Source organism: Flavobacterium flavigenum, from assembly GCF_027111255.2.
Lineage (GTDB): Bacteria > Bacteroidota > Bacteroidia > Flavobacteriales > Flavobacteriaceae > Flavobacterium > Flavobacterium flavigenum.
Genome location: NZ_CP114285.2, coordinates 4521520 through 4535334 on the forward strand (window position 1 = coordinate 4521520; position 13815 = coordinate 4535334).

7 protein-coding genes are annotated in these 13815 nt (G+C 33.7%); 2 read left to right on the forward strand and 5 right to left on the reverse strand.

Translation table 11 applies throughout. From position 1 onward, the window contains the following. The first annotated feature begins 2 nt into the window (after nucleotides 1–2). Nucleotides 3–3101, forward strand: a complete 3099-nt coding sequence (locus OZP09_RS18755) for an efflux RND transporter permease subunit (protein WP_269235182.1) — start codon at nucleotides 3–5, stop codon at nucleotides 3099–3101. Between the two features lie 242 nt (nucleotides 3102–3343). Here the strand turns inward: OZP09_RS18755 and OZP09_RS18760 are convergent, their stop codons facing one another. Then, on the reverse strand, nucleotides 3344–3727 hold the full coding sequence (locus tag OZP09_RS18760; protein WP_269235183.1) for an ankyrin repeat domain-containing protein: 384 nt from the start codon (nucleotides 3725–3727) through the stop codon (nucleotides 3344–3346). A 309-nt stretch (nucleotides 3728–4036) separates the two neighbouring features. Between OZP09_RS18760 and OZP09_RS18765 the strand changes: the two genes are divergently transcribed. After that, a complete protein-coding gene (locus tag OZP09_RS18765) occupies nucleotides 4037–4534 on the forward strand; it encodes a nuclear transport factor 2 family protein (protein WP_269235184.1) in 498 nt (165 codons plus the stop codon). A 94-nt stretch (nucleotides 4535–4628) separates the two neighbouring features. On the opposite strand, the gene OZP09_RS18770 is transcribed toward OZP09_RS18765, so the two are convergent. The 4 genes from OZP09_RS18770 to OZP09_RS18785 all read right to left on the reverse strand — a co-directional run bounded on the left by OZP09_RS18770 (nucleotide 4629) and on the right by OZP09_RS18785 (nucleotide 13579). Further along, nucleotides 4629–5585, reverse strand: a complete 957-nt coding sequence (locus OZP09_RS18770; RefSeq protein WP_269235185.1) for a phosphoribosylaminoimidazolesuccinocarboxamide synthase — start codon at nucleotides 5583–5585, stop codon at nucleotides 4629–4631. Nucleotides 5586–5730: 145 nt separating this feature from the next. Next, complete coding sequence (locus OZP09_RS18775; protein ID WP_281309812.1) at nucleotides 5731–8079, reverse strand: S9 family peptidase; 2349 nt, start codon at nucleotides 8077–8079, stop codon at nucleotides 5731–5733. A gap of 150 nt (nucleotides 8080–8229) precedes the next feature. Further along, a complete protein-coding gene (locus OZP09_RS18780) occupies nucleotides 8230–9060 on the reverse strand; it encodes a Cof-type HAD-IIB family hydrolase (protein WP_269235188.1) in 831 nt (276 codons plus the stop codon). Nucleotides 9061–9235: 175 nt separating this feature from the next. After that, nucleotides 9236–13579 (reverse strand): hybrid sensor histidine kinase/response regulator transcription factor, encoded by a 4344-nt coding sequence (locus OZP09_RS18785; protein ID WP_281309813.1) that lies wholly within the window; start codon nucleotides 13577–13579, stop codon nucleotides 9236–9238. Nucleotides 13580–13815: the final 236 nt, after the last annotated feature.

A 13815-nucleotide genomic window follows, 5' to 3' on the forward strand; every position in this document is an offset into this window, starting at 1 on the left:
ACATGAACAAATTCATACGAAATATTATTGCTTTTTCGCTCAAGAACAAAGCATTCACCTTTTTTTGGGTGGGATTACTGGCGGTTGCAGGATTTATTTCCTTCAAAAATATGCCCATTGACGCTTTTCCGGATGTAACAAATACCCAGATTATCATCATTACACAATGGAACGGAAAAAGTGCTGAAGAAGTAGAACGTTTTGTGACTTCTCCTATCGAAATTTCCATGAACTCGGTTCAGAAAAAGACAAGTGTGCGAAGTATTACCATGTTTGGATTATCAGTTATTAAAATCATTTTTGATGATGGGGTAGATGATACGTTTGCGCGTTTTCAGGTGAATAATTTGCTAAAAAATGTGACACTGCCGGATGATGTAGAACCCGATGTACAGCCGCCTTACGGTCCAACTGGTGAAATATTTCGGTATATTGTAAAGAGCGACAGTCGTGACAGCCGTGAATTATTAACGTATCAAAACTGGGTGATTGACAAACAGCTTCGTTCTGTTCCTGGTGTGGCCGATTTGAATGTTTTTGGAGGTCAGACTAAAACATACGAAGTTGGTGTTGATCCCGTTAAATTAGCGAAATACAACATTACACCGCTTCAGGTTTACAATGCTGTTGATGCAGGGAATTTAAATGTTGGCGGTGATATCATTGAAAAAAACGGACAGGCATTTGTAGTTCGTGGGGTTGGTCTTTTAAAATCCCGAAAAGACATTGAAAACATTATTGTTGATCAGGCTGGAGGAAACCCTATTTTGGTTAAAAACGTAGCTTCTGTTTACGAAAGCTCCATGCCAAGAGTGGGACAAACGGGTATTGGTAAGAATGATGATGCGGTTGAAGGAATTGTCGTGATGCGTAAAGGCGAAAATGCACAGGAAACTTTAGCGTTAATCAAAGATAAAATCAAAGATTTAAATGAAAATGTACTGCCGAAAGACATTAAAATAGAAACTTTTTATGATCGTGATAACCTGATGAATTTCACGACAGAAACCGTAATGCACAATTTATTCGAAGGAATTATTCTGGTTACCTGCGTTGTATTTCTTTTCATGGCCGACTGGAGGACTACTTTTACGGTTTCTATTGTGATTCCACTTTCGTTATTATTCGCATTTTTATGCCTGAAAATGATGGGAATGAGTGCCAATTTGCTGAGTCTGGGTGCTGTCGATTTCGGGATTATAATTGATGGAGCGGTGGTGATGGTCGAAGGATTGTTTGTGGTTTTGGATCACCGCGCACATCAACTTGGAATGACGGCTTACAATAAAATTGCAAAAGGAAGCCTGATTAAGAAAACCGGAACAGAAATGGGTAAAGCCATCTTCTTTTCTAAGTTAATTATCATTACTGCATTACTACCGATATTTTCTTTTCAGAAAGTAGAAGGAAAAATGTTCTCGCCTTTGGCTTTTACGTTAGGTTTCGCCTTAATGGGAGCTTTGCTTTTTACTTTGACACTGGTACCGGTTTTGTCACACATTCTTTTAAATAAAAATGTAAAAGAAAAGAACAACCCGTTCGTTAATTTTTGGGACCGAATTGTAGGGAAAGGTTTTGCCTGGACCTTTAAACACAAAGTAAAATCATTAGTTATTTCAATTTCGATTATTGCTGTAACTTTCTTTTCTGCGTCATTTTTAGGAACCGAATTTTTACCTCAGTTGAACGAAGGCGCATTGTGGGTAACAGCAGAACTGCCAATGAGTACCTCGCTTCCTGAAAGTGTACAGACAGCGGCAGTCATCAGAAAAGATCTGGAAACTTTTCCCGAAGTAAAGAAAGTGCTTTCGCAAACCGGCCGAAGCAACGATGGGACAGACCCGAACGGTTTTGGATTTATTCAGCTTCAGGTAGATTTGAAACCAAAATCAGAATGGACACGCAAAATCAATATGGATGAGCTGATCAACGAAATGGATCAAAAACTAAAAGTACATCAGGGAATTACCTATAATTATTCACAACCGGTTATCGACAACGTAGCCGAATCTGTAGCGGGTTTCAAAGCTTCAAATGCTGTGAAAATTTATGGAGATGATCTGGATAAACTTGACGAATTATCAAATGAGGTTTTAGCGAAAATCAAAAATATTCCGGGTATAAAAGACGTCGGAATTCTGAGAAATGTTGGCCAGCCAGAAATCAGTGTGATTTTGGACAGAGAAAAAATGGCTGCTTACGGAGTAACTTTAGGTGACGCTCAGGCGGTTTTAGAACTGGCATTTGGAGGGAAAACAGCTACTCAAAAGTATGAAGACGAAAAGAAATTTGATGTAAGGGTTCGTTTTTCTAAAGAATACAGAAAAGACGAAGAAGATTTGGCCGAATTAAAAGTGCCAACAATCAGCGGAGCTAAAATTCCGTTGAAAGAAATCTGTGATATTAAAACCGTTACCGGACCTGCTTTCATTTACAGAGACAATACCAAACGATTCATTGGGGTTAAATTCTCTGTTCGTGACCGTGATTTAGGAAGTACCATTGCGGAAGCGCAGGAAAAAGTAGCTCAGGTAAAAATGCCTGCAGGCTATACCACAGGCTGGACAGGTGAGTTTGAAAATCAGGTTCGTGCCAGTGCGCGTCTGGCCCAGGTGGTACCTATCAGTTTAATAGGGATTTTTGTCCTGTTATTTATCTTATTCGGAAATATTAAAGATTCACTGCTTGTTTTGGCCAATGTACCGTTTGCTGTTATTGGTGGAATCATCGCATTACATTTAACCGGAATGAATTTCGGAATATCAGCAGGGGTTGGTTTTATTGCCTTACTGGGAATCTGTATTCAAAACGGAGTTATCCTGATATCTGAATTTCATCATAATCTAAAGGCTAAGTTTTCACTCGAAGAATCTATTTTTATGGGTGTAAAAGCCAGAACCAGGGCCGTAGTGATGACTGCATTGATGGCTTCTATAGGTCTGTTACCTGCCGCCATTTCTACGGGAATCGGTTCTGAATCACAAAAACCTTTAGCGATAGTAATTATTGGAGGGTTAATTACCGCAACAGTCTTGACATTATTGGTTTTTCCAATTCTGTTCTGGATATTCAACCGTAAAAAGCATGCTCCAATTGAGTAAATAGTAATAGTTGGTTATTTTAATTTGGGGAAGAAAAAGCATCATTATTTTTAATGGTGCTTTTTTGAGTTTAAGAAAGGATGATTTTCATGAGCTCATCCTGTTGCCCTTAGATCTTTTATTCTATTCAAAAAAACGAGATCATAAAAGAATACCAGTACTATTGGGGCTAAAAAAATAAAACGGCCTTTGTTACAAAGACCGTTTTAAATACTAATTCAAAACTTTTAAAACTATTTGATTTACTTCAAACTTGACAAAATAGCAGCTACTTCTGTAGCATTAGATAATTGTGCATATTTCAAAGCTGTAAATCCTTTTTCATTTTTAATACCTGGTTTTGCTCCCTGTGCTAATAAGATTTTAACTATCTCAACTTTGTTGTAACGTGCAGCTGTCATTAAAGGAGTCATGTCTTCTGATATTTGATTTACATCAGCTCCGTATTCAATAAATTTCAAAACGATTTGAAGGTCTCCTTTTAAAATTGCCACATTTAGCGGTGAAGCATCGTAAGGAGAAGTTATAATTTTTTTCTCTCCATTAAAAGATTTAAAATCTGCAGCTAAAGAAACATTTGTAAAAGCTACTAAAGCTACTCCTAAATAAACGATTGATTTTTTCATAATGATTGTTGTTTTTTGATTGATTAATGATGATGATTTTTAATTCTGATGTAAAGGTAATCCAATTTTTGTATTATGTATTACAAGGTACTATGTTTTAACTATTTCTTAACATTTACATAATGAAATAAGCCATTTAAATTGTTTGCTATCTATATAGACGGTAAATTATTATTTTCGTTACAGTAGTTTTGATAATTTTACAAAAGACGTTGTAATTGTTAAATTTTTTAAATGCAAGATTTTATTTATTTAAATTTACATTTTCAGACTAATCTTAAATAAGCTATATTTAATTGCGACATTTATATGAAAAAAATAATACTCACCTTAACTGTTTTGATGTTGATACTTTGCCTGAACAGTTGTAATTCTCAAAAGAATTATGATTATGCTGTAACCAAAAATTATAAACCGGACGATCCGGAACTCTATAAAAAGATTATAATTATGGACAGTATTTTCTTTGGACTTTATAATTCCTGCGATAAGAATCTTGAGAAATATGGGGATTTTTATTTAGAGGATATTGAATTTTATCATGACAAAGGTGGACTGATGACTTCTAAAAAAGATATTATAGAAGGTACTCAGAAAAATGTTTGTGGGAAAGTTACCCGTGAATTAGTAAAAGGAAGCGTTGAGGTGTATCCAATAAAAGATTATGGAGCTTTGGAAATTGGCCTGCATGAATTTCATAACAATACTGAACCAGCAAATACAGAATCAAAGGCCGGAAGATTTATGATCTTTTGGAAAAATGTAAACAATGACTGGAAAATAGCAAGAGTAGTAAGTTTACACTAATGCTAAAATAATAAATGCCTTGCTATTATATGGCAAGGCATTTATTTGTAATTATAATGTTGATAGTTCTAAATAATAATTTTAAAACCTAAAATTACTCTCTTGATCTAAGATATTCTAATACATTTTTTTCAATACGTTGATCAATATTGTTAATATCAGCTTTAATGAATTTTTCTCCTAAAATGTTCTCGTATAATTCGATATATCTTTCGGACACTGATTCGATGTAAGCATCGGTCATTTCAGGAATCTGCTGACCTTCCTGTCCCTGAAAACCATTTTCGATCAGCCAGCGGCGTACAAACTCTTTTGATAATTGTTTTTGTTCTTCACCTTTTTCCTGTCTTTCGGCATATCCGTCAGCATAAAAATAACGTGAAGAATCCGGAGTATGTATTTCATCAATTAAAACGATAACACCTTCTTTCGTTTTTCCAAATTCGTATTTCGTATCCACTAAAATCAAACCGCGCTCAGCAGCAATTTCTGTTCCTCTCTGAAATAAATCACGGGTAAATTTCTCCAGGACAATATAATCTTCTTCAGAAACAATTCCTTTTGCAAGAATGTCTTCACGTGAAATATCTTCATCATGCGAACCATTATCAGCCTTTGTCGTTGGTGTGATAATAGGTTCAGGGAATTTATCATTTTCTTTTAAACCTTCAGCCATTGTAACTCCACAGATTTGTCTTCTGCCTGCAGCATATTCTCTCGCTGCGTGTCCTGAAAGATAACCTCGAATTACCATTTCAACTTTGAATGGTTCACACAAATGTCCTACAGCAACGTTTGGATCCGGAGTTGCAATCAACCAGTTTGGAACAATATCTTCTGTCAATTCCATAAATTTTGTAGCAATCTGGTTCAGGATTTGTCCTTTGTACGGAATTCCTTTTGGCAAAACCACATCAAAAGCCGAAAGTCTGTCAGTAGCTACCATTACTAAAAGTTCGTCGTTGATATTATAAACTTCCCTCACTTTTCCTCTATACACTGATTTCTGATTTGGGAAATTGAAATTTGTGGTTGTGATTGTATTGCTCATTGTCTTTTAGTTGTGTTTTTATGAATGCAAATTTAAAACTATTTAAAAGAGCAAACAAATGTTTATTTGTTGGTAGTTTATTGTTAATAGTTTATAGTTTTTGATGTAAGAATTAATTCCCATCAACGATAAGCGATTAACTAAATTATTGTTTTAAAAGTGTCGAGTTAAATAAATTTAAGATCCGACTGTACTCATCTATCCAGGAATAAGTTTCTTTAAAACCATGTGCTTCAACCGGGAAAGAAGCCAGACTCCAGTTCTTTTTTTCTAATTCAATAAAACGCTGAGACAAACGTACAATATCTTTGTATTCAACATTGTCGTCTACCATTCCGTGCAGCATTACTAAATTTCCTTTTAGATTATCAGCGTAATAAATAGGAGAACTTTTCTTGTAAGCTTCAGGGTCTGTTTCAGGGAAATTCAAAATATTGCCAGTATATCCGTGATTGTAGTGCGCCCAGTCTGTAACAGATCTTAGTGCAGCTCCAGAAGTAAATTCACCAGGAGTGGTGAGCATTGCCATCAGCGTAATAAAACCACCATAAGAGCCGCCGTAAATACCAACCTTAGTTGTATCAATACCATATTTTTCTACTAATACTTTTTTACCATCTAATTGATCAGATAAATCTTTCCCTCCCATAAAGCGGTAAATTCCTGTTCTGAAATCTCTTCCATAGCCGTCGCTTCCTCTGTAATCAATATCCAAAACAGTGTAACCTAAATCGGTTAAAAGATTATGGAACATATATTCTCTGTAATAATTGCTCCAGAAATTATGGGCATTTTGAAGATAACCAGCACCGTGAACGAAAATGATAGCGGCTTTATTCGCAATTTCAGCTTTAGGGATATATAATCTTGCATTTATTGGAGTTCCGTCCTGTGCTTTAAATATAATAACTTCCGGCTCTCTCCATTGATACTTTTTAAAATCTTCTGAGACTGATGATGAAATCTGCTGTAATGTAGTATTCTTTTTATTTTCGGCTACATAAAAATCCCATGGGATATTTTTATACGAATAGCGAACTAAAAGTGATTTTTCGTCTGGTGAAAGTACTACTTCATGCGCACCATCTTTGGTTAAAATGGGTTGCAAAACACCATCAGCAAGAGCTAATTTATAAAAACTTCTGTTTCCCGGATGTGTAGTGTTGGTACTCAAATAGAATGCTTTTTTGTCCTTTGACAAGGTTACATCCCTAATTTCCCATTTTCCAGTGGTAAGCTGATTCTTCTTTTTTGTTTTTACATTATAAGTGTACAAATGAGAAAAGCCAGTAGCTTCAGACTGATAATAAATAGTTTCATTGTCTGCCAAAAAGCCAAGAGTACCGGAATCAAATGAATAAGAGGGAATTCCCGGACCGCCAATCCAGGCTTCGTCGTGCTGATGTTCAATTTCTTCAAAGGTTCCTTTATCAAGATTTAGATTTACCAGCCATCTGTCTTTATTATCCTGGCTTCTGATTTCAACAATGGCTAATGAACCGTTTTGATTATAGACAGGTGCCTGAGCAACAATTGGTTTGTCTTCTTTGGCTTTGTTTTTCAGGTTATCATATTGCTCATAATATTTAGGAGTATCCTGAATATGACTTAAATTTGAAAAATTCACATAATAAACAGAATCTTTTGCAACAGAATAAATTCCGAATTTCGTTTTTACAAAATTAGATGTTGAAACTTTCTCTTTAGTTTCAGGGGTTTGATTGTATCCATCAGCAGTGATAAAGACTTCCATTTTTTCTCTTTTTGCTTCTGTCTCTTCTACTAACATGAAAGTAGCAAAATCGCCATTTGGATTTACTTTTAAACTATAAAAATCATCTTTCCCATAAAAATATTCCCTGGCAAAATCAGATTTTACAGCTTTAGCTTTGGCAAGATTCCATTGCTTCTTAGCTTCTTTATCTCTAATGAATTGAAATAACTCTTTTTGCTGTGTATTCAGGAAAGTTTCTTTTTCTGGTTTTGTTTCTTTTTTATTTCCTTTATTAAAATTGGTGATTTGTAAAACCGTTCCTTCTTTCGTATCAAACTTAAAAACATTATTATTCTGTTCAAAAAACAGAATTCCGGACTGGCTGCCTAATTCTAAATTACTTAATGCAACAGATTGCTGAATTAGTTTTTTTACAGTTTTTGAATGGATTGAATAGGAGTATAAACTTCCTTTTTCTAAAAAATAAACAGTATCTGACCCTGGCTTTGTTTTAAAGTCCAGTTGAGAAAATGCAGCTTCTTTTGGTGTCGCCAATTCCGGTTTAGCCATTCCTTTTTGCCAGAAATAAGTGCTGGCTCCCAATTCATCTTTTGGATTCCATTCAAAATAGATTTTTTTACCGTCCAGAGACCAGCGCCCGTTTGTTGGTTGATTTCCAATAAAAGATTCGCCTTTCATTATTTCTTCTAACTTCAGTTTTTGGCTATTTCCAATAATTGCAAAAAATGAAAAGATAAGGATAAAAATGTTTTTTGTCATTATAATACTTTTTGTAAAAACAAAAGTACATTACGAAACTATTAAAAAATGATTTTTTATAAAATTCTTTGTAAAATACCTAATTGAATAAAAAAAATCCCTGAATAAGTATTTCAGGGATTCTGTATTTGATGAAAATATATTTATAGGTTAACCTTCTACAAGCTCTTTATTCAAAATTCCGGAAGCGATGTACTTTGCTACACCATCTTCTGCATTGGTTTTTATAACTTCTAAATCCGGCAGGGTTTCTTTCAACAGAGCAGGGGCATTTCCCATAATCAAACCTTTTCCTGATGCGGATAACATCTGAACATCGTTGAAGCCATCACCAAATGAAACGGCTTCAGACAATGTAAAGCCTTCTTTTTCAAGAACCATTTCGATTGCAACGGCTTTATCTACAGCTTTATCCATGAACTCCAGACAAGTCGGTAAACTGAAAGCGTGATGCAGATGTTCTGAAGAATTAGCCAAAACAGCATCTTTCAGTTTTACTAATTTTTCATGATTATCACATGAGAAGAAAATTTTGATGGCACCAAAATCTTCCAGGGTTTTATAATCAACCAATTCAGGGCGATACTTTAATTCGGCCTGAAAAGCATTTAATCTTTCATTTATTTTATTGGTCTGCCAAAAATTTTCTTTAAATAAAACCACGGTGATTTCAGGATCTATTTCAACATTTAAGGCAGCTTTTACAACCTCGCTGTCTAAATTGAACGAAAACAATTCTTCTTTTTCAGGCGAATGAATTCGGGCTCCGTTTGAACTCACTAAATAAACCGGTACTTCAAGTGTTTCAATTATAGCCATTGCATCAAGATGATGGCGGCCAGTAGCAATAACAATAAGATAATTTTGATTGTGAAGTTCCTGAAAAATGGATTTAGTGTAATCTGAAATTCTGTGTTGAGGGTTGAGTAAAGTTCCGTCAAGATCACTTACTACAACTTTTATGTTTTTAAGCTTAGTCATGTTAATAATCAAATATTTATGATTTGCAAAATTAAGCTTTTATGTGGGAAGCCCAAAGTTATAAACGTTCTGAAGCCAGAAATAAGGCAAGTTTATTATTTATTTAACTATTTGTTTTCATATGTTAACTTTATTTCTTTTCTCTTCCATTAGAGAAAAAAATGTTGGTTTGGCTTTATTGTTTCTGCTTTAAATAATCTGAAGGAGAAATTTTATAGTACTCCTTAAAGCAGGTACTAAAATAGCCTGCACCATTAAATCCGGCTTTGTAGGCAACATTGGCGATATCAGTTTCTCCTGCATCAAGATATTGTCTGGCTCTTTTCAGACGCATTTCACTGACAAATTCTACAGGAGTTATATTGGTAAGGCTTTTAAATTTTCTGTTGAATGTTACTCTTGACATATTCAATGTATTTGCAATTACATCAATATTGAATTTTGGATTGGTCATACCATCTTCGACAATAGCAATAATATCTTTTAAGAATTGCTCGTCTTTGGTTGTAATGATAATTTCCCCGGGTTGTAATTCGATTGTTTTCAAATTCGATTGTAATTGTTCGAAAATTTTCTTTCTCGATTTAATTAAATTTTGAATGGAAGCAATCAAAAAATCAGTATCAAAAGGTTTCGTAATGTAATAATCTGCTCCATAGTGCAAACCTTCTATTTTACTTTGAACAGATGATTTTGCAGTTAATAAAATGACCGGAATGTGACTGGTCTCCATTTTATTTTTTAACGCATCGAGCAATTCAATCCCATCCATTTCAGGCATCATTACATCACTTAAAATTAAATCCGGAAGCTTGTTTGAAGCAATTACCAAACCTTCTTTTCCATTTTCAGCTTCCAGTATTTGATAAAAATGCTGCAGTTGATTTTTTAAAAATGACCTTAATTCATAATTATCTTCTACAATAAGAATTACAGGTAAAGTTGCATCTGAATTATCCTGTAAAACCTGATTTTGACTGATTTTTTTATTGTCAATTGAATGTTCCACTAATTTATGTTTGGATAAGTTTTTATTATAGCTGTTGTTTTGGAAAATTCCCTGTTTTAAATCAATTACTACAGAAACGGTTAGGCCTCCCTTTTCATTATTGAAGGCATAAATGCTACCCTGATGCAATTGCACATATTCTTTACAAAGAGCAAGACCAATGCCAGTTCCTACGTTTTTATTTTTGCCGGAATCTGTTTCGTAATATAGTTTAAAAATATCCTTCAGCTTGCTTTCATCAACACCGGAGCCCTGATCTGAAACATTGATTTTTAAAACAGTATTATTTTCTAATTTCACTTCAACTGTAATAATGCTGTTGCTGGGAGAAAATTTAATTGCATTAGACAACAAATTATAAATAATGATATCCATTTTTTCTTTATCCAGATTTACAATAAGGGTTTCAGAATTGCATTCTGTCTTAATTTTTATATTTTTTTCATATGCTGCCTGAGAAAATAAAGTATTTATTTCGTTTACAAAAGAGACCATTTCAACAGGTTCAATATTAAGTTCTTCTTTGCCGCTTTGTACTTTTCTAAAATCCAGCAGCTGATTCACAAATCGTACAAGTCTGTTTGTGTTTTTTCGTACGGTCTCTATATATTCACTTTCTAAAGGAGTTAAATTTTTGCTTTTAGCGATTTCATTTATAGGGTTAACAATTAAGGTGAGAGGAGTTCTTAATTCGTGAGAAATATTTGTGAAGAAACTCAGTTTTAGCTCTGTCATTTTTTGTTCTACAATAATTTTGTTTCGCAGACGAATCATTGAAAAAGCTATCCTTCTGCCGGTTTCGAGCAATAACAGAATAAGGATTACATATAAAAAATAAGCAAAATTGGTTCTCCAAAAGGGAGGGGCAATCGTAAAAGTTAAGTTCTTGTGTGGAGTAGCAGTGTACAATTCTCTATTTAAGCATTTTACTTCAAACGTATAATCTCCAGGCGGCAAATTGGTAAAGGTTGCTTTTTTTTGGTTTTTGACCTCATGCCATGTATCATCAAGGCCTTTTAACCGGTAAGCATACAATTGTTTATTATTTGATACGTAATCTAATACAGTGTAATAGATGCTAATAGTGTTTTCGGTATAGTTTAACTGAATATTGTTGGTGTAATTAATATCACTTTCTAAAGGATATTCTGCCGATTTTACATTTGAGTTTTTATTGTTGATTTCAAAGCCCGTAAAAACCATTTTTGTATTGGTTTTTTGGTTTTCTATTTTTTTTGGATTGAAAGTCAAATAACCATTTCTGTTACCGAAAACTAAGTTGCCATTCAGTAATTTTATTCCGGCAGATTCAGAAAAACCAGTTTTAACTAAACCATCATAAGAATCATAATTTTTAAAAATATGATCTTGTAAATTGAATTTAGAAATGCCGTTTTCCGTTGCAAGCCATAGGTTTTTCTGATCATCTTCTGCCATGCTCAGAATAAAATCACTTGGTAAGCCATCGTCTTTTGTAAAGTTTTTAAATTTTAAACCATTCCTTTTTTCAATAACCTGACTGAGTCCGCCGCCAGCCGTTGAAATCCACATTTTCTTAGCCGAATCTTTGAAGATAAACAATACATCATTACTGCCAAGACTGAATTTGTCTGAAGGAGTTTTTTCATATCTGTGGAATTTTATTTTTGCAGGATTGTAATCCCCAGGATTAAATGTCACTAATCCATTTGTTGTGGCAACCCAGATCTGACCTTTATAACCATCAGTTAAATACCTGACTTTATTGGATTCAATAGCGGGGTAGTTTTTAAAGTGATGTATAAAATTATATTCACCATTTTTTTCTTCCAGTAAATTGATTCCGTTATCATACGTCCCTATCCAGATTCGTCCTTTTTTGTCTTCTAAAACAGAATAGATTTCATTACTGCTAATACTTGCGGAATTATTTTTGTCAGCTTTAAACTGCTTTAATTTGTACTGAGAATTTTGCGCATTGACGGGAATGGCCTTAAATAAGCCATTTCCTTTTGTCCCTAGCCATATATTTCCTTTGGAATCTTCTCTGATGCAATATACAAGACCAATTTGATCTGTTCTGTAATTGGTAAACGGGTTTATTAATTCTTGGTTTCCTTTATAGATTTTTAATTTCCCTGCTTTTGATGACAGCCATAACCGGTTATTTTTATCGCTAAAGACGACTCTGATTTCATTTTCCGTTTTGATTTTACTGTTGGGTATTAAAAGCTGTTGCTGAAAATTATTTTTCTGAAAAATGATTTTATTAATTCCTCTGTCGGTGGTGCTCATCCAGAGAATTCCGACTGGATCAAAATACAGAGTAGTGACGATATTTGAAAACTTTTGATTTTCATCTTCAGGATTGTTAAAAAAGTAATCCAGGCGATTGGTTTTTTCGTTATAATATCCGAAACCGCCACCTTTTAATTTTACCCAGACTCTGTCGAAATTGTCCTCAAAAATCTCAAAACTATTTTTTAGATTTAAAAAAGAAGCATCTTTCTGCTGAGAAAAAAAAGCAGTTTTACTTTCTTTCGGCTTTACCATAAAAACACCGTGTTTGTCTGGTTCAATCCATAACAAGCCTTTTTTATCCTGATAAATTCGATGCAGCGGTGAGTCAGAAACTTTGAGATTAGATTCGATCTTTAATGTTACTGTATTAAATGTAATCAATTCTCCATCATCAGTAGTAATTATTAATAAGTTCTCGTTTTTGGACTTTATTATAGCGTTGATAGCTGTTTTTGCAATCGTTGTTTTTTTATGCTTCTTTTGAATTTTATTATAATGAATTAAATCACCTTCGTCAGTTCCAAACCAGGCACTATTGTCTTTTATCAAACAGCATTTTACATTATTGTTTTTTAAGATAGTATTGCTTTTATATCCTTGTTTAGAATTTGAGATATTGTCTAACCCTTTTTCAGAACCTATCCAGACAGAATGATCAGTGTCTTTAAAAATAAAATTTAGATTGTTGGAAGATAAATAAGAATTGTTTTTTGAATTTTGTTCGAAATGAGTAATCTGAATTTGCTTATTCGCTTTTTTTTGTGCTAAAAAAACACCGTTGCCAATAGTTGTCAGCCAGACATTGCCTTTATTGTCAGTAATAATATTGTCAAATTCAATTTTGGTGGTTCCTAAAATAGCTGCAATAGAAAGAAATGTTTCAGTTCGTTTATCAAATCTGTAAATCTGATTATCATATACTCTGAGCCAGATATATCCAAAAGCATCTTCTTTTATAATATCGATTCTGTTATTACTCAGGTTGCTATTGTCCCCAGCAATAGCTTTATAGGTTACGAAATTTTTTCCGTCAAACCTGTTGATGCCATTCCACGTAGCAAACCACATAAAACCTTCCTTGTCTTTTATAATATCTCTGATGACATCATGAGAAAGCCCGTCCTCTGTGGCATAATTTTCTATTTTACATTTTACTTGTGCAGATGTTTTGCTGAAGAAAATAACAGATAAAAGTGCAATTAAAAGTTTAACCGGTAAAAGGTTCTTCATTCGTAATTCTGGTTTTAGTTTGGTGTAGTAAAGTTTAGTTTGTATTTAAAAGAAAAACTATTGTATTGATTAGTCTTTTTCAATTTAATTACTGCATAAAAATAACTTTAAAAATAAAAATTGGCAATCAGAACCCCATCAAACACAGCTAATGATAAAAAAGTGGAAGTAAATGACCAAAATTTGAAAGCCATTATTCTTTTATTGAAATAGTTTTGACGCAAGGTATTAATTAA